The sequence below is a fragment of the Spirosoma sordidisoli genome (assembly GCF_004138325.1).
In the GTDB taxonomy this organism is placed as follows: Bacteria; Bacteroidota; Bacteroidia; order Cytophagales; family Spirosomataceae; genus Spirosoma; species Spirosoma sordidisoli.
Genome location: NZ_SBLB01000011.1, coordinates 76,267 through 94,751 on the forward strand (window position 1 = coordinate 76,267; position 18,485 = coordinate 94,751).

Here is an 18,485-nt window from a genome sequence, read left to right on the forward strand (position 1 = left end):
ACAGAATTACTACCCTCGTGTGCAGATTCTTTCGATCTCTTTGTAACAAACCTCTGTAGATTAACGCTTAGTTCACGACTCGAATTTCATTTGAATTATTATCCTCATTCGCTCCGCAGACTTTTGACCGGGTTCAGCAGGGCCGCTTTGACGCTCTGGAAACTAACCGTCAGCAAGGCGATACCAACCGACAAAACGGCCGCCAGCGCAAACACCCACCAATGAAGCACGGTGTGGTAGGCAAACCCGCTCAGCCATTGACTCATTGCCCAGCCCGCTACGGGCGACGCAATCAGGATGGCAATCCCAACCAGCTTCAGAAAATCCTGCGACAGCAACGCCACCAGACTGGAGACCGACGCCCCCAGCACTTTCCGGATGCCAATCTCTTTGGTCCGCTGCTCAGCCATGAACATCGACAGGCCAAACAGCCCCATACACGAAATCAGGATAGCCACCCCGGCAAACACGCTGAACAGCAGTTGCTGGGTTTGCTCACGGGCATACAGACGGTCAAAACGCTCGTCGAGAAACTGGTAATCGAAAGGGCGCTCGGGGAAGAACTGTTTCCAGACCGCTTCGACCCGGGCTACGGCCGTTGGCATATGCCCGGCAAGGGGCACCGATATCCAGTTCAGATTGCTGCGGGTCATGATCATGGCAATGGCCGATACGTTCTGGTGAAGTGATTCGAAGTGGTAATCCTTCGTCACCCCGATGATCTGCCCCTGGCTGGGGCCGTACCGGAACGATTTGCCGATAGCCTGCTCGGGTGTCCAGCCCATCAGCCGAACGGCCGTTTCGTTCAGGATCACCATAGCCGTATCGGTTGGGAACGAGCGGGAGAAATTACGCCCGGCGGCCATACCGATCCGATACGCCGGAATGAAGTCGTAATCGACCCGCAACGAACGCAGGTTGATCGTCACCGGAGCCATGGTATCCCCTTTTTCGTACGAGGCATCGTAGGAGTCGAGCAGGCGCCCCGACGGAATCCGCGACGACCGCCCGATGTCTCCCGCTACACCGGCCCGCTTCAGCTCCTGTTTCAAGGTCTCATAACCCGTCGTCGAATCGCCGATATCGGGCAGGAGCAGCATCTGGTCTTTCTGATAACCCAGCCGGTAGGTCTGTATGTAGTTCATCTGGTTGTAAACCACGGCCGTGCAGATGATGAGCGCCACCGCAATAGCAAACTGCGTCACCACCAGCGTTTGCCGCAACCGGCCCGTCCGAATGGCTGACGTGACCTGCCCTTTCAGCACCCCCAGCGGCCGGAACGAAGTCAGAAAAAAGGCCGGATAGCTACCGGCTACCAGGCCCGTCAGTATCGTGATACCAAGTAGTATACTCACAAACACCGGGTCGACAAGCTGCCTGACCGACAGTTGCTTGTGGGTAAAATCGTTCAGCACGGGCAGGCCGATCAGCACCAGAACCAGCGCGATACCCAGCGCAAACACGACGACCAGTATCGACTCACTCAGAAACTGGGCAATAAGCTGGGTACGCAACGCCCCTACCACCTTGCGCATCCCCACTTCACGAGCCCGACTGGCCGAACGAGCCGTTGCCAGGTTCATGTAGTTGATGCAGGCGATGAGCAGAATGAACAACCCGATGGCCGAAAACAGGTAGATATACCGAATATCGCCGGTGGGTTCAACTTCGGAATCGGTATGTGAATACAGGTGAATATCGGTAATCGGCTGTAGCGTCAGCACCGACCATTTTGAGGGCCTGATGCCCCCCTCCTGCGGCACGTGTTTGTCCTGAAAAGCGCCCATGGCCGCCTGCATCCGCTGAGGGTCTGCCCCCTCCCGAAGCAGCACGTAGGTGTTGAACGCATTATTACTCCAGTTGGTCCGCAGCCCGTCGGCTCCATACACCCGCGGGTCGTTCAGCGTAGAGAAGGAAATCAGAAAGCTCGGATGGAAATGGGCCTGGTCGGGCAGGGGTTCAAACACACCCGTCACGGTCAGATCGTACTGGTTGTCGAGCCGCACCGTTTTGCCAATGGGGTTTTCCGTACCAAAGTACTTCTCTGCCATAGGCCGGGAAAACATAATCGAAAACGGGTTCGCCAGCGCCTGATCCGGATTACCGCTCAGCAGCTGAAAACTCAGCACCCTGAACAGGTTACCCTCGGCAAAAAACAGGTCCTGCTCGTTGAACGAATGCTCACCGTATCGGACAAGGCCGTTGTTTTCGAGTGTCCGCACCGCCTGCTCGACCTCCGGAAAATCCTGCTTCAGCAACGGCCCAAAGGGCGGGGCCAGCTGAGCCAGCTTCAGCGTGGGTATTCCTTCCGAAGACAGAAACGTACGCGAGATCCGATACACCCGGTCGGCCTGGGCGTTGTAGCGATCATAGCTCAGCTCATCGCGAACGTAGAGGGCGATCAGCAGAAAGCAGGCCAGCCCAATAGCCACCCCGGCAATGTTGATGAAACTGAACCCCTTATGCTTCGACAGGTTGCGAAAGGCAATCTTGATGTAGTTGCGTATCATAGGTTAATGACGGCTAAACGGTTTATCTCATTACGATCCAATCAGCAGCTGACGCTGAATAGCCATATCTCCCTTTCGCATGAAGGCAATCGGCACAAACGTATCCGTAGGAGCGCCGATGTAGTAGAGCGACCAGTCCTGATCATACTGCGAAATCATCTGGCGCAGACACTCAACCCGATCAAAGGTGGGAACGGTACAGTCGCCCCAGTAAAAAAGCTCGACGCGGTAGTGCAGTTCGTGCTTCTTGCCGTTGATCGTTACGTCGATCTCGATGTCTTGTTTGCCGGGGGTTGAGGGAATAGGAATAGCGATATGTGCCATAGAAACAGAGGAGTTGGCAACAGAATATGTCTATCAGTACAAGCTACTCGTCAGCCACGGGGCCAACAGACCTATAATCCCCAAACGGCGTACCATTTTTACAACCTTCTGACCATCAGACATATAGAGCGAACCATCAACCAATAGTGTCCGTTAACGGACGCGGGCCGTTCAGTTACGGACATGGTTGGCCGGCCATCCGTAAAGTTGTGACAGTCAGTTGGTGATGTGTTGCGTTAGCATACGTTTTTACTAAAATGTCGAACAATCTAGGTACGTTCAGATTTATTAATCTGTACAGACTGTCCCTCATTCTATGCCGTTCCTGATTACGCAAGAACCATTTGGTCCACTGGCGACCGACACCCAGCCACTCACTGAATATCTGCTGGAACATACCGAAACCGGTGAATTTATTTCAATCATCCCGGCCTATGGAGGCATTCTTCGGCGTCTTGTGCTCCGGAAGGGAAACGATTTGTATGCCCTGCTGAAAAGTCCCGAATCACCACAGGCACTCCTGGCCGATGAGACCTACGCCAGTGCGTTCCTGTTTCCGTTTGCCAGCCGCATCCGACATGGCATCTACTCGTTTGAGGGGCAGGACTACGCCCTGAAAATGAACGAGGGTAGCCGCGACAACGCGCTGCACGGCTTTGTACACGGCCGCGAGTTCACGGTTATCGACCAGGATACCAGCCCGACCCATGCCCAGCTGACCATCCGTTATACCTACGAAGGCGACACGGTTGGCTACCCGTTTCCGTTTACCATGACGATCACGTACGAGCTGGTTCAGGGCGACCAGCTCCGGCTCGGCAGTAACTACACCCAGGACCGGATGTGTGCGCTGCGGGTCAGCTACGAGATTATCAACACGGGCACTACGGCCTGTCCGGCTGCCTTCGGCTGGCACCCTTACTTCATGTTCACCGAAGAATCGGTCGATAACATGACCCTGTCACTGCCGGCCCGCATGCCGATCGTACTCGATGGCAACATGATCCCCAACGGGCGGCTCGGCCTGCTGAATGCGGAGACCATACCCCTGAAAGATGTTCAGCTCGATAGCCCGTTTGCTATCGAGCCAACCGGCATACCTGCCGAAGGGGACCCTTTCGCCGAAACCATGCTTACCTCACTCCGCACGGGCGTTCGGCTGATTATAGGTCAGCAGACCGGCCCCGGAAAACTTAACTACCTGGTCTGCTACACCCCCGGCCGGCGCGACAGCGTGGCGATCGAACCCCAGACCAGCAACGTAAACGCGTTCAACAACGGCGAAGGACTTGCCGTGCTGGACCCCGGCGATGCGCTGTCAGGCTCCATGTGGGTGCGACTCGATTAACCAGCTTGGCGGCCAGCTTCCTGCGCGAAACCCACCCCGGTGAGTCGGCCTACTTCTCACCCGGGTGGTACGTCTTTTCGACGTGTTGCTGCACCTCTTCCGGGTAGAACCATACATCTTTGAACTGACCTTCGCAGTAAAGCGGGGCCTGGTCGGTGAAGTGGGTTTCGCCGGGGCGGCTGCTCTGGCCACCCGTAACTACGGAACGGGCTTTCACCCGCTTACCAAACTCGACTACGGCCACAAAGCTGTTCCCTACGCTGCCGTACCGCTTTTTGGTACCGGGATAGGTACGGGCCGCGAAAGCCGCCAGCGACCCCCAGGCCGATGAAGTAAAGCCAACCGGAATGCTGGGCTTCAGATCGTCATACGATTCCTGGGTTTTACCCGTCAGGCGCTGGTAGCGGTTGATGTCGCCCCAGGGCGTTTTCCAGCTGCCGAAGTCGCGCGTGAGGTCTTTGAGTACGTCGGCCAGAGCCGTTACCTTTTCCTGGGGCGTAGTGGCTTTGATGGTGAAAGCACTCAGGCTCAGGTTGTCGAACCGCTGGTCGCCAGCCGCCCGGCTCCGGGCCAGCCGCTGAATCTTCTCGCCCCATAGTATAGCCAGGGTCTGACCAATCGAAGCCGTTCCATATGATCGGTTCCAGTCTTTCAGTACCTGAACAGCATCGGCCAGGTCTTTCGACTGGTTTACGGCATCGCCCGAAACGCTCTGATAAGCCGTAAACAGGGGAGGCAGGAGATCGTCGAAAGCCACCAGGTGCGGGTCGTTGGCGGCTGCAATCAGTGTGTCGAGCGTATAAAGCGATTTACGGCTCAGCACACGAACGGCATTGATCCCCCGGTAATTCTCGGCATCGGGGGCCATATAAGCCGGAAATTTGGTTTTGTCGGGGCTGCTGTTACCCGATACCGTAAAGGGCGTAGCGTTGCAGTTCTGGATCCAGCCGCTGGCCGGGTTACGGACCTGCACAATCTCATCGACCGAGTGCAGCCCTTTCCAGTCGGTGGCGGGATTACTCCCGTCAACGGGCTGTTCCCAGTCGAACCGGGTATCCCGGCGGGGCATGAAATTACCGTGCCAGTACGCAATGGTGCCGTCGCGATCGGCGAAGATGGTGTTGTTCGACGCGTTTCCGTTCAGCTTCATCACCTCTTTGTAGCTGGCATAGCCCGTTGCTTTCGTGCGCAGATACGACTGCGACAGCGCATTCAGGGGCGTATTCATCATGTTGATGGCAATCCATTTTCCATCCTTTTCCCCGGCAATGGGGCCGTGCTGGGTGAAATACATGGTGAAGTCTTTATACTGCATTCCCGTACCCGACTTGTAGGGCAGCCGCACTTGCTGCGTCCGTACCCGCTTCAGGGCATCCCCGTATTTGTAGTATAAAGTATTCCCTTTTTTCTCGATCGTTTCCAGGTATTCGTCCATCGAGTCGGCGTAGCTGGTCGTATGCATCCAGCCGCAGTTTTCGTTGAAGCCCTGGTAAATAAAGAACTGGCCCCAGGTTACGGCTCCGTACGCGTTCAGCCCGGCCTGGCTGATCATGTGTACCTCCGATCGGAAGTAGAACGAGGTATGCGGGTTTATCAGCAGCAGCGCGTTTCCGGTGGCGCTCCGGGCGGGGGCAATGGCGAAGCCGTTCGAGCCGATGGATTCGCGTTCGTAGTGATCGAAGCGGGGGTTCCAGGATGTCGACTTCCGCTGTTCGTAGAATGCTTTCAGTCGCTCGGTCGATACCACGCTGATATTGCCGCCAATACTGCCTTCGCTGAACATGAGTGGCATCCAGGGCTGAAAACGGGTCAGCAGCCGGGGCTTAACGTCGGGGTGAGTATAGAGGTAATAGTTGGCCCCATCGGCAAACGCATCGAGCAGCTGCTTCATCCAGACCGGGCTTTTTTTGTAAATAGCGATGGCCTGGGTAGTGTCCATGAACAGCCGCGCCCGCAGATCGTGGTACAGCGCCGACTCCCCTTCTACTTCGGCCAGCCGACCTATTGAGGTAATGTAATTTTCCTCGACCCGGCCAAAATCATCTTCGCACTGGGTAAACAGCAGCCCGAACACGACATCGGCATCCGTTTTACCGTAAATGTGCGGAATACCCCAGGTGTCGCGGGTAATGGTAACCTGTTTCGCTCGTTGCTGCCAGCGCGCCAGCTCGGCTTTGGTAAACGACTGGGCGTGAAGTACGGTAGAACTCAGAACGATGATCAGGCTTCCGGCGAAGCTGACCCAGGTTGATCGAAAGTAACGCATCAGGTTGGTAGTAGTTAGGTATTTGGCAGCTCCAAGCTAACCGATTCCGGACAAACAGTAAAACGTACGAGTTCCTGTCTATTTCGCCAGGACCGGAAACCGGCTGGGCGCCACCCGGTGCTGGGTGGCCTGTTCGTAGCTGTACGTTAGCCGGATCAGGGTGGGCTCGGCAAAGAGTCGGCCCAGGAACTGAATCCCAGCCGGTAAGTTGCCCGGAGTGTAGCCCATTGGAATGGTGAAGGCAGGCAAACCCGTTGCGGGGGCAATAAGCTGGCTATTATCTCCTTTATAACCGGCCGCATCGCCTACCCGCGCGGGTGGGTAGTTCCAGGTCGGGTAAATCAGGGCATCGAGCTGCTGGCGGTCCATCGCGGCTTCGATAGCGCTGCGGTAGGCAATCCGAAGCGGATCGGTGAAGGCGTCACCGCAGGGAATTTCAGGATGCACCGGTCGCCCCGAATGGGTTTGCTGGGTCAGGAGCCGGTTACGCACGAGGTCCGAGTAGCCGCCTACCCGGATGATGTCTTCCAGCGTTTTGAGCGTATCCCGCTTAACGAAAGTCCGTAGATAGGTTTCTATATCGGTTCGGAAGTCGGCGCACCACTGGTTGGCCCGCAGCGAGTCCAGATTGGGTATGGTGACGTCGACGACCTGCGCCCCTGCCTGAACCAGATCGGCCAGGGCCTGCTCGAAGAGCTGTTTGATTTCCGGATCAATATGGTTGTCGACCAGCTGGCGCATCACCCCGATTCGGGCGCCCTGCAGGCCATCCTCCTGCAAAAACTGGGTGTAGTTGTCAGGGATTTTGCCCTGGCTGTGTTTCGTGATGGGGTCGCGGGGGTCGTAGCCCACCGTAACGGCCAGCACCTTTACGGCATCTTCAACCGTTCGGCACATCGGCCCGCCTACGTCATTGCGGGTATAGAGCGGAATGATACCGTACCGGCTCACCAGCCCCAGCGACGTCCGAAAACCGACCAGTGCGTTGTGCGACGCGGGCCCGCGAATGGAGTTGCCCGTGTCGGAACCCAGCCCGATCGTTCCCAGATTAGCCGCTACCGCAGCCGCCGTTCCTCCGCTCGACCCGGCCGGCACATGGGCCAGGTTGTACGGATTCAGCGTTTCGCCCCCGATCGAGCTCTGGGAATGCATAGGGGTAAACGCCCACTCGGCCATATTCGACTTGGCCAGTACGATGGCTCCGGCGTCGCGCAGTTTCTGCACCTGCCAGGCATCTTCGGTCGGCACGAATCCTTTCAGGGCCACGGAGCCGCCGGTGGTTTGTAGTCCCTTCGTGTTGAAATTGTCTTTAACGATGACCGGAATACCATGCAGTGGCCGCAGCTTACCGGTTTTCCGAAACTCGGCATCCAGCACCCGGGCGGTAGCCATCGCTTCGGGATTGGTAATGATGATGGAATTGAGTTTGGTCGGCTGGTCGTAGGCTTCAATCCGATCCAGGTAAGCTTTTACCAACTGTTCGCTCGTCAGCGAGCCCGTCCGAAACGCCCGATGAACAGCCGCGATGGTTGCTTCCGGCAGTTCAAATTCAGCTGCGGGCGCTTGTTTACCCTTGCGTTGCCCCTGAGCAACCGGATTCACCAATAAGCTTACCAGAAGAGCTGGCAGGACAATGCGTACTGAATGAAGCAAACGTAGAGATGATCGCATACGGGGGGCTGGGCGAACAATATAACCGTATGGTAAAATTAGGGTTTGCAGCCACAACCCCGCCACCCAGGCACGATAAAAGCGGTATTTATTTTGTCCATTGACCTATGGCCAGAATAAATAGTATAGAAGCTGTCCGGGCGTTTCAACAGATTCATCTTCTGCCAGAGCCCTCAGAAAAACCGCAGGTCACCCGACCAAAAAACCGTGGCCGCCGACAGCAAACGCAGTTTCTTGCTGCACGGATGGGATCGGTTGGCCCCACCCGCGCAGGAAGAAACTAGTTACTCCGCCGTTGTCGGATCGATAACGGTCTTTACTTCGTTGACGGCGTTGGCGGGAAAGCCACCCTGTTCGGCATGTTCCCGAACCATTTCTTCATCGGGAGCGATGTAGACGCAGTAAATCTTATCGCCCGTTACGTAGCTCTGTAGCCACTGAATTTGCGGTCCCATGGTGCTGAGCACCCCACACGAGGTTTGTGAAATTCCTTTCAGCTGATCGGCGGATAACGTGCCGGCGCCCGGAATGTCTCGTTCTATTACATATTTCGGCATGGCGTGAACGGTTTGGCGAGGTGTTTACCGAATGCGCGATGGCTCAGGCCTCTTCGTGAATCAGGGACTTGAGCCCTTCGGCCAGTTCGGGCGTTACCGTTACGCCGTGTACGCTGCTGGCATGTTCAGCGGCCTGGGCCAGAATTTCCTCGTCGGTTTCGGCGTGGATTTGGGCGTTGCAGTCGAAACCGGCATCGCGGCAGTTAAGCGTTTTCATGGGTGTCTGGAGATTAGGGTGAGCGGATCGTTTTGGGTGTTTGTCTCCTGCGTATGAAGCGCGGGGATGTACACCGAAAATACGGGTTTGTAACCGATGCCTTCTATCTAACTTATCGAAAGGTCATTGACCAGGCCTCCCCTACCGCTTACTAACAATACACTGACGCCCAGCCGCTAACCTATGAATACTTACTCATTTTACAACCGTTCAGGCGCGGCCTTATCCCTCCACGTAATTCATGTCTTTGCTGAAGGTCTCTTCCAGAAAATTTAGAGCTACCAGCGAGCACAGCACCACTGTCCCACCGATCAGCAAGGGACCGTTGGTGAGCCCCAGCGATGGCTTCAGCGAGACGAACAGCCAGGTAAGCGGCACCGTAGCTCCGCGCACAAAATTGGGAACCGACGTAGCCACCGTAGCCCGCAGGTTTGTGCCGAAAAGCTCAGCCGCCAGCACGATGAACAGCGTCCAGTACCCATTACAGAACCCCAGACCAACACAGATCAGATAAAACTGGCTGGTCTGGCTGATAGGAGCCAGCAGGTAGACCAGCATCATGGCAAACGACAGGAGAATAAAAATCCGGATGGCTTTTTTGCGGCTCTGCAGGCGCTGGCTCAGTAACCCGCTCACAATATCGCCCACCGATTGACCGGCAAAAGCCAGCATCACCGCTTTACCTGCAACGATGGGTTCGGCCAGTCCGGCGTGTCGCCCGAACTCCGGCGAAAACGTAATCAGAATACCGACCACGAACCATAACGGGATACCCATTATAATGGCCAGGGCGTACTTGCGCAGGCTCGGCGGATGGGTAATCAGCTTCAGGAAGTTACCCCGCTCGACCGGCTTTGATTTGAGCGTTTCGAACAGGCCTGACTCAAACACGTTGAAACGCAGCACGAGCAGCAGCAACCCCAGCCCGCCCCCCACGAAGTACGACATGCGCCAGGCGAACAGATCGGCCACAAAATAGGCCGTAATGGCCCCCAGCACCCCCATCGTCGCCACCAGAATAGACCCGTAGCTCCGCAGCTGTCTGGGCAGAATTTCGGCAACGAGGGTGATGCCCGCCCCCAGCTCGCCCGCCAGACCCACACCGGCGATAAAACGCAGCAGGGCATACTGGTTCAGGTCCGTAACCATACCGTTAGCGATATTGGCCAGCGAGTACAGCAGAATCGACCCGAACAGGACCGACAGTCGGCCCCGCTTGTCGCCCAGCACACCCCATAGTACGCCCCCGATCAATAGCCCTGCCAGCTGCATATTGAGCAGAAAAACGCCTTCGGGCAGCAGTTGCTCCTCCGATACACCCAGCGCTTTGAGACTCGGCACCCGAACTACGCTGAACAGAAATAAATCATACATATCGACGAAATAGCCGAGCGCAGCCACCAGTACAGGCAGCTGAAGCAGATGCTGCCGCGTCGATTTGGGCGCGGTCGTGACTGAAGAATCGGGTAAAGTCATGGGGTTTCGGAGTCGTTAGGGACGTACCCGTCTGCCGAGCAGGCGCAGCTGGCGCTGACCCGCCGACGGGGTTCCGTGAAACTAGACGGTGGTAGGTATTACGTAGGGGGCCCTGTATTTGCGGGTGAGCATAGCGTTCGCCTGTTTGTCGCCAATGAATACCTCTTTCTGCGGATCGAAGTCGAGGGTACGCCCCAGCCGGTAGGCAATGTTGCCCAGATGCGCCAGCGAAGAGGCCAGGTGCGCCGTTTCAACGGGACCGTTGAGCATTTTTTTGTCGCGGGCGCGGGCAGCATCGACGAAGTTTTTATAGTGATCGCCACCGGCGTTGCGAGCGGGGCCAGGTTCCCGGTTGCGGCCCAGGTAGGTTTTGTAGTCGGCGTAGCCGTTGATGACCATATAGCCTTTGTCGCCGTAGAAGATATTGCCGACTTCAACGCCGTCTTCTTTGTTGGTCATCCAGGGACGTACTTCAAACTCAATGATCTTGCCCTGCTTCGGGTAGTGATAGGTAGAGGTAAGCACCTCGGGGGTTTCCTTGCAGTCGTTCCACAAAAATTTACCCCCCGCCGAGGTAATTTTTTCGGGCAGCCCCACGTCGAGTCCCCACATGCAGAGATCCGTTTCGTGAATACCCTGGTTACCGATGTCGCCGTTGCCGTAATCCCAGAACCAGTGCCAGTTGTAATGAACGTAGTTTTTGCTGAACTCCCTTGCCTGAGCTGGTCCCTGCCACAGATCCCAGTCCAGCCCCTGCGGTACGGGCGAGTTGCCCAGATTACCGATGTCGGCCCGCCACTTATACACGGTGCCGCGCGCCATGTAGACTTTACCGATGAGACCATCGCGCAGGTGCTGTATGGCCTCCTGAATAGCTACCGAACTCCGCAGCTGTACGCCATGCTGCACGATGCGGTTGTATTTGGTAGCGGCTTCGATCAGTTTGCGCCCCTCGAACAGATTGTGGCAACCGGGCTTTTCGACGTACACGTCCTTTCCCGCCTGACAGGCCCAGATAGCCGCCAGCGCGTGCCAGTGGTTGGGCGTGGCAATGCTGACGGCGTCTATATCCTTGTCGTCGTAGACTTTGCGCAGGTCCTGTTCGGTTTTCAGCTTCCGCTTGTATTTGGCCTCAAAATCGGCCGCTCCTTTTTGCAGCACCACATTATCAACATCGCACAGGGTGGCCACCTCTACGTTATCGAGCTTCGAGAAGCCGGCAATGTGGTCTTTACCGCGCCCGTTGATACCGATAACGGCTACCCGCAACCGGTCGTTGGCTCCGAAGGCTCGGCTTGGAATAATGGTCGGCAGCCCCAGCACCGCTGAGCCGGCCACGGCGGTCTGGATAAATTTACGTCGGGAGTAAGAAGGATTGGTCATGATCAGGAGGTTTAGGAAAACGGGTTGGTATTGAGCAGTCTAAAAGGTTATTTGTCTATCCTCGTCCATCAGCCTACAGTCGGGCCAGCGTCAGCCCGCCGTCAACCATAAACACCTGGCCGGTCGAGTACGGAAACCCGCCGTCGGCAATGGCCGCTACAGCCCGCCCCACATCGTCGGGCAGTCCCCAGCGGGGTTGTACGGTGAGTCCGCCGGCAATCAGTGTATCGTAGCGCTCCGCCACACCGGCGGTCATATCGGTTTTTATAATTCCCGGCCTCACCTCGTAGACCGGAATACCAAACTCGCCCAGCCGTACGGCAAACAGCTGCGTAGCCATACTCAGGCCCGCTTTCGAGATGCAGTAATCGCCCCGGTTAACCGACGCCACAGTGGCCGACACGGACGATACGGTAATAATACTGGCCTGAAAATCGGCCGTTGCCTTTTTTTGGGCGATCAGCCAGTTTGCTACGGTCTGCGTCAGAAAATAGGCACCTTTCAGGTTGATGTTCAGCACCTGGTCGAAGCTCGCTTCGGTAGCCTCCAGCACGTCGGCGCGAACGCTGGGGGCTATACCGGCATTGTTAACCAGCAGGTTCAGCTGCCCAAAGTGCGTCCTGATGCGGTCCACCATACCGGCCCGGGCGTCGGCATCGGCAATGCTACCCTGGCAGTAGATCACCTCCGTACCGAACTGCCGCAACTGGTCGAGCACCGCCCCTACCGACGACTCGTCGCGCACGCCGTTGATGGCCAGATCGAAGCCTTTTCGGGCCAGGTGTTCGGCAATGCCCAGCCCGATACCCCGGCTACTTCCGGTGACGAATGCAACCCGTTTTACCATGCTTCCTTGATAGCTTTCAACGTTCCGGCTTCGGGCAATTTTTTGTACAGCGTATCCAGCGGGTAACAGCCCGACACCAGCCCGTTGCGGGGCGCCGTCGTACAGTCGGAAAACGTCCGGCAAATCTGATTGCGGACCAGCGGCCTGCCCGCTACCAGATCGGCGGGCATGGTCGGGTACGACAACACCATCCGTCCGAAGCCAACGCTGTCGGCCATGCCGGTTCGCAGTACATGCTGCGCTACGTTGGGCAGCCACTCCTGCAGGTACGAATAGCCCGACCCGATAATGACCAGTTCTGGAAACGCCTGTTTCAGTTCGGCCGTCACGTCGATCTGCCGCTTCACGCCCCGCAGCGGATCTTCGGGCGGCAGGTAACCGTCGGAGGGTGGAAACAGGGCCGGGCGCATCAGGTGCGGGTTGTAATAAGGGCTTCCTCCCGTTATACAAACCAGCTGAATCCCCAGCGACTGCGCCAGCGCCAGAAACGCCTTCGGTTCAGTCAGATCAATGTCGAGGCCCGACGGCTGCCCCCCAAACGCGAACGGATACGCATCCGTTTTCTCGGGTTCGCCCACCTCATTCGCGCCTTTTTTGAACGGCAATAAATCGAACGCACTCAGCCGGACGGCCATTTCCAGGCCCGGTGCAGCCTGCTGGATACCGGCAACGATGGAGCGCAGGAAGCGGGTCCGGTTCTCGAAACTGCCACCGTATCTGCCGGGTCGGTTTACGGCGCTCAGGAACTCATGACCCAGGTAGCCGTGGCAGTGCTTGATATCGACAAAGTCGTACCCCGCCCGCTGGGCCAGTACAGCCGCGGCAATGTAGTGATCGATGATACCGTCGATAGCCTCGTCGGTCAGGGTTGGGTAGTCGGGCTCCATCCCGAATTTCTGATTGAGGTAGGGATGCGCATACAGTATTTTCGATTCGAATTTTTTGTGGCTATTCGGCTTGCAGAATCGCCCCGAATGGGTGAGTTGGAGCCCAATCACAAGGTCATCGGTACGGCCGAACCGCTGGTTGTGGGTGTCGAGAATGAGTTGACGGAGCCGGATCAACTCATCCAGATTGTCGGAATTGATGACCAGCTGGTTAGGGTTGGCTTTTCCTTCGTGACAGACCGCCACGGCTTCGCAGCCAAACAGTAGCTTGGCCCCGCTCTCGGCAAACTTCAGCCAGCGCCGTCGGGTAAAGTCCGTCGGTTTTCCGTCGGGGGTGCCATCCCAGCCTTCCATGGGCAAAATACACAGGCGGTTACCAATGGTCTTACCCGACCGCAGCGGAATGGACTCGGTAAACGGACTTCCCGAGGGTGGCAGCAACTCCTCATCAAAGGCCAGATCGATACCACCCGTTTGCAGGTAACCGGCCAGATCGGAGGCCGTTTTGAGCTGGGCCATTCGGGTGTATTTCGGTTTGTATTTTCCGCTCATACTAGCTGTTCGTGGTTGACAATCTGGCTGAAAAAGGTGTAGTAGGGTGCGTTGTCGATGATCCGCTGGCAGTACAGCGCCACCTCCCGCAGATGGTAATCGCCCCACATGCTCGACTCCCCGCAGGGAACGCTACGCCCGTCGGGAACGTAGTCCCAGCCGTTGGGCCGGTGGTAGACCGAATGCAGCAGCAGCCCCTGATGCGCCGGGTCGGTACTGAGATAAGGCTCGCTGAGCAGCGTATCGAGCACGGTCAGGCCAGCCTGCCAATACCGCCGACCCGCTTCGACATCAACAGGTTTCGCCTTGCTGATGAGGTAGTTTCCCAGCCGCAGCAGGCCCTGCGCAGCAATGGCCGCGGCCGAGCTATCGACCGGTTCGTACTCGTTATAAGGATCGGCGGAGTGGTTGAGATAATCGCCCAGCTTATGCAGGTTGGGAGCACCCGTATCCCAGTACGGCACGCCGTCGGTAGGGGTGTTATCGATGTAGAAGTCGCAGGTAGCGCGGGCGGCCCGGCTCATCATGGCTTCGAGGGCATCGCGACCGCCCAGCGGAGCCAGTTCATCGTCAGAAATTGCAGATAGTGCTTCGAGTTCTTCGGCAAAGCCGCACATAGCCCAGGCCAGGCCGCGGGTCCAGGTGCTGAATCCGGTATAGCCCTGCTGCGAGTTGGGGCAGCGGTAATTGCCATCGGTAACGTTGAAAATACTTTCGTGGGCCGTGCGCCCCCAAACGTCGTACGAATCGCGTCCTTCTCCATAGTAAACGGCGTAGTCGGCCGTAGCCCGGATGTGGAGTAGCGCCCGCTCCAGCAGGTTGATCACCCGATCACCTTCGCCCTGAAACGTGTGCCCCAGCAAATGACTGACCACCAGCGACCGGCACGATCGGATGGTATCGACGAAAAGAGAATGCGGCCCGTTGAACGAATGGATAAACCCGGCCGGGGTTCCGGCTGAGGTGCTTTTGATCGTTGTCCAGCGATTGGCCTGGACCGCTCCCGAAATTTTAAGAGCCAGTTCGTACGTGTTTTTCTCCCATTCGTTGAACGGGATCCTACCCTCGTTCATGAGCCGGAGCAGGTTGCCGTAGGTACTGACGTTGTTGAATCCGTGATCGTGTACGCCCACATGGCTTATGTGCGGGGCCATAGCCGTCAGTGTTTTCTGACGACCAGCCGTCAGGAACTCGGGCGCATCCGTTGCGTCGAACTGAAGAATGGTCGAGCCGTACTGAAAGCCCTGCGTCCATTCGGTCCAGCCGCGGGTGGTGTAACGACCCTGTATGGTAAAAACAGGCGATCCTTTGCCGGGGTCGTAGCCCTGCTCAATCAGGTTAATTTTTTGAGCCGAGATGTCCCAAAACTGCCGGAGTTTGGTGGACAGGTTAGCCGGAGTACGCGACGAATTAAGTTGAACCATGCGGGTTGGAGTAATGCAATTTTTTGTTAGCCTTGCTGTTCAAGGCTGAAAACCAGCATTTGTCCAGATTCTACTTCTGTTTCACATGACAACCCCTACCCCTATGAAAAAAACCGCGTTACTCATCGGCCTGCTTTTTCTTTCGCTCACTGACGCTATAGCCCAAACGTTCCGGGGTCTCGACAAATCGCCGATGGACATGGCCTATTATCCGGACGACTACGCCCATGATCGCAAATTTGCCCCGGCCAAAATCGGCACCGACAAAGCGATGGTTCGGGTCACGTACAGCCGCCCGGCCAAAAACGGACGCGAGCTATTCGGCAAGCTGGCCCCCTACGGAAAAGTATGGCGGGTCGGTGCCAACGAAGCGCCGGAGATCAGATTCTACCAGGATGTAACGATTGGGAACAAGAAAATTCCAGCGGGTACCTACGCGCTGCTGGCCATCCCGAACGAAACAGAATGGACCATCATCATCAGCTCCGACCTTGATCAATGGGGCGCTTATAGCTACAACCAGGCGCTGGACGTAGCCCGCGTAACGGTGCCAGTGCAGAAAAGCGACACCGCCCTGGAAAACTTCTCGATTCAATTCGCGAAGAAAGACCCTAAAACGGCGACAATGTACATGGGCTGGGATACTACCGTAGTCGCTGTACCTATGTCGTTTTGACGAGATTGGTTAGCCATTGAAAAGTGCGGTCTGGCCTGCCAGTGGTCGCAGACCCTGACAGTGCCTCGGTCGAATTGGGGTTAACAACACTGCTGGTCAGTAGCTACTCCACCACTGCCAGGGTCTGTGACCACTGGCAGGGTATGCATCCGGCCTGTCAGTGGTCGCAGACCCTGACAGTGCCTCACTTGTATTAACGACATTGTTTGGCTGCTACTCCACCACTGTCAGGGTCTGCGACCACTGGCAGGGTGTGTGTCCGGCCTGTCAGTGGTCGCAGACCCTGACAGTGCCTCGCCCGTAATTCCGCTAGTTGGTCGTAGGACCTGGCTGTGTCTCAGCGAAAGACGTCGCTATCAAACAAGGGTTACCGCTTTTTCTTACCGGAGTAGTGCCCGGAAAACTTCGGTTTACCGGTGTTTTCTTTTTTGGCACTGCCCAGCAGCCGATCAGCCAGATCGGGTCGGTTAAGTTTGTTGAGCCGGTTTCGAATCCAGTCTTTGTATTCTGGTTTGTACCAGAAAAAGTATTTGTTCTGCGCCTGCTTTTCTTCCCGCGTTTTCGCCGTTTTTACGGGCTTCAGCGTGTACGGGTGAACTCCCGAATAGTAGATAACTTCGGCTACGGTCATCGGCGTAGGCGTAAAATCCTGCACCTGCTCGAGCTGAAAGCCCAGGTCTTTGGTTTCGGCGGCCAGGTTGGCCATATCCTGCTCTTCGCAGCCGGGGTGCGACGAAATGAAGTACGGGATCAGGGGCTGTTTGAGATTATACTTCTCCTGTATCTTGTCGTACTTCTGCTTGAACAGCTTAAAATACTTGAACGACGGTTTCCGCATTACCCGCAGTGTATCGTCTGACGTATGCTCAGGGGCTACTTTCAGCCGACCCGACACATGGCGCGTCACCAGCTGCTCCATGTATTCGTCGTGGTTACCGTCGGCGTTGTTCTTGTTAAAATCATCGACCAGCAAATCGTACCGAACCCCCGAACCCACGAAGGCTTTCTTGATGTTCGGGTTGGCGTCGACTTTACGGTAAATCTCGGTAAGCGGCTTATGGGATGTATCGAGGTTCGAGCAGATAACGGGATGGATACAGCTCGGGCTCTGGCAGCGGGCGCAGATCGACTCGTCTTTGCCCTTCATCTTGTACATATTGGCCGACGGCCCGCCCAGATCAGAAATATAGCCCTTGAATTCGGGGTGCTTCGTGATTTCGTCCACCTCTTTCAACACCGAGGCCTCGCTCCGGGAGGCTACGAACTTACCCTGGTGGGCCGAAATGGTGCAGAAGCTACAGCCGCCAAAACACCCCCGGTGCATGTTGACCGAGAACTTGATCATTTCGTAGGCCGGAATGGGGCCCCGCTTTTTGTACTTCGGGTGGGGCAGGCGCGTATAGGGCAGGTCGAATGACTTATCGATCTCGGCCTCATCCATGGTCTTGAAGGGCGGATTGATGACCAGCACTTTGTCACCCACCTGCTGAAGAATCCGGTTAGCCTGCCATTTATTAGACTCTACTTCAACAATTTTGAAGTTAGCCGCGTACCTGATCTTATCGGCCAGGCACAGCTCGTGGCTCGCCAGCTCGACCGACTCCCAGTTGTTGTAATCGCGTAGTTCGGTGTCGGCATCGTGCAGGAAAGCGACCTGGTTAATGTTACGCATCGACGTAAACGGAACCCCCTGACGAACCAGTTTCAGAATCTCCCGAAGGGGCTGCTCCCCCATGCCGTAAACGAGCATGTCGGCGCCCGCATCGACCAGGATCGACGGCATCAGCCGATCCTGCCAGTAATCGTAATGGGTAACCCGACGCAACGAAGCCTCGATACCACCCAGCAATACCGGCACGTCGGGATAGAGCTCTTTCAGAATTTTGGTGTACACGATGGTAGCGTAGTCGGGGCGGAAACCCGCTTCGCCACCGGGCGTATAGGAGTCGTTGGAGCGCAGACGCTTGTTGGCCGTATAGTGGTTCACCATCGAGTCCATACAACCCGCCGTTACGCCGAAGAAGTATTTGGGACGGCCAAACTTTTTGAAATCGCGCAGGTCATCTTTCCAGTTGGGCTGGGCAATGATGGCTACCCGAAACCCTTCGCTCTCCATGATACGGCCAATTACAGCGGTTCCGAAGGCGGGGTGGTCCACGTAGGCATCTCCCGACACCAGCACGATATCAACTTCGTCCCAGCCTCTTTTCTCAACTTCTTTCATCGTCAGAGGCAACCAGTCTGTAAGGGGTCTTTCAATCATCGGTACGCGAGCTTATCTAGTCTGAAAAACATCGAATTTACGAAATAATTCAATGATCGGTCATGAATTATGGGGCTGCTGCTC

The 18,485-nt window shown here is 56.5% G+C and carries 14 protein-coding genes; 2 read left to right on the top strand and 12 right to left on the bottom strand.

The features are described from left to right. Positions 1 to 104: 104 nt before the first annotated feature. On the bottom strand, positions 105 to 2,510 hold the full coding sequence (locus tag EQG79_RS27485) for an ABC transporter permease (RefSeq protein WP_129605959.1): 2,406 nt from the start codon (positions 2,508 to 2,510) through the stop codon (positions 105 to 107). Positions 2,511 to 2,540: 30 nt separating this feature from the next. After that, a complete protein-coding gene (locus EQG79_RS27490) occupies positions 2,541 to 2,834 on the bottom strand; it encodes a hypothetical protein (RefSeq protein ID WP_077921989.1) in 294 nt (97 codons plus the stop codon). Between the two features lie 316 nt (positions 2,835 to 3,150). On the opposite strand from EQG79_RS27490, the gene EQG79_RS27495 reads away from it, so the two are divergent. Beyond that, positions 3,151 to 4,182 carry an aldose 1-epimerase gene (locus tag EQG79_RS27495; protein WP_129605961.1) on the top strand — a complete coding sequence of 344 codons (1,032 nt, stop codon included), beginning with the start codon at positions 3,151 to 3,153 and terminating at the stop codon, positions 4,180 to 4,182. A gap of 49 nt (positions 4,183 to 4,231) precedes the next feature. On the opposite strand, the gene EQG79_RS27500 is transcribed toward EQG79_RS27495, so the two are convergent. From EQG79_RS27500 to EQG79_RS27540, 9 genes are all read right to left on the bottom strand, one after another. After that, complete coding sequence (locus EQG79_RS27500; protein ID WP_129605963.1) at positions 4,232 to 6,448, bottom strand: penicillin acylase family protein; 2,217 nt, start codon at positions 6,446 to 6,448, stop codon at positions 4,232 to 4,234. A 78-nt stretch (positions 6,449 to 6,526) separates the two neighbouring features. Next, positions 6,527 to 8,119: an amidase gene (locus tag EQG79_RS27505; RefSeq protein ID WP_129605965.1), complete on the bottom strand. Its 1,593-nt coding sequence runs from the start codon at positions 8,117 to 8,119 to the stop codon at positions 6,527 to 6,529. A 284-nt stretch (positions 8,120 to 8,403) separates the two neighbouring features. Beyond that, positions 8,404 to 8,676, bottom strand: coding sequence for a DUF4242 domain-containing protein (locus tag EQG79_RS27510; RefSeq protein WP_077921993.1), 273 nt, complete (start codon positions 8,674 to 8,676; stop codon positions 8,404 to 8,406). A gap of 43 nt (positions 8,677 to 8,719) precedes the next feature. Continuing rightward, on the bottom strand, positions 8,720 to 8,893 hold the full coding sequence (locus EQG79_RS27515) for a DUF1059 domain-containing protein (RefSeq protein ID WP_077921994.1): 174 nt from the start codon (positions 8,891 to 8,893) through the stop codon (positions 8,720 to 8,722). 222 nt (positions 8,894 to 9,115) lie between these two features. Further along, positions 9,116 to 10,369 (bottom strand): MFS transporter, encoded by a 1,254-nt coding sequence (locus EQG79_RS27520; protein ID WP_077921995.1) that lies wholly within the window; start codon positions 10,367 to 10,369, stop codon positions 9,116 to 9,118. 81 nt (positions 10,370 to 10,450) lie between these two features. Further along, a complete protein-coding gene (locus tag EQG79_RS27525; protein WP_129605967.1) occupies positions 10,451 to 11,752 on the bottom strand; it encodes a Gfo/Idh/MocA family protein in 1,302 nt (433 codons plus the stop codon). A gap of 73 nt (positions 11,753 to 11,825) precedes the next feature. Further along, positions 11,826 to 12,599: a 3-ketoacyl-ACP reductase gene (locus EQG79_RS27530; protein WP_129605969.1), complete on the bottom strand. Its 774-nt coding sequence runs from the start codon at positions 12,597 to 12,599 to the stop codon at positions 11,826 to 11,828. Next, complete coding sequence (locus EQG79_RS27535; RefSeq protein WP_077921998.1) at positions 12,593 to 14,038, bottom strand: oxidoreductase; 1,446 nt, start codon at positions 14,036 to 14,038, stop codon at positions 12,593 to 12,595. Before EQG79_RS27535 ends, EQG79_RS27530 begins: the two co-directional genes overlap by 7 nt. Beyond that, positions 14,035 to 15,462: a glycosyl hydrolase gene (locus EQG79_RS27540; RefSeq protein WP_129605971.1), complete on the bottom strand. Its 1,428-nt coding sequence runs from the start codon at positions 15,460 to 15,462 to the stop codon at positions 14,035 to 14,037. Before EQG79_RS27540 ends, EQG79_RS27535 begins: the two co-directional genes overlap by 4 nt. Positions 15,463 to 15,565: 103 nt before the next feature. Here EQG79_RS27540 and EQG79_RS27545 point away from each other — a divergent pair, with 103 nt between their 5' ends. Continuing rightward, positions 15,566 to 16,138 carry a DUF2911 domain-containing protein gene (locus tag EQG79_RS27545; protein WP_077922061.1) on the top strand — a complete coding sequence of 191 codons (573 nt, stop codon included), beginning with the start codon at positions 15,566 to 15,568 and terminating at the stop codon, positions 16,136 to 16,138. Between the two features lie 367 nt (positions 16,139 to 16,505). Here the strand turns inward: EQG79_RS27545 and EQG79_RS27550 are convergent, their stop codons facing one another. After that, entirely contained in the window at positions 16,506 to 18,401 is a 1,896-nt protein-coding gene (locus EQG79_RS27550) for a YgiQ family radical SAM protein (protein WP_129605973.1), read from the bottom strand. Between the last annotated feature and the right edge of the window lie 84 nt (positions 18,402 to 18,485).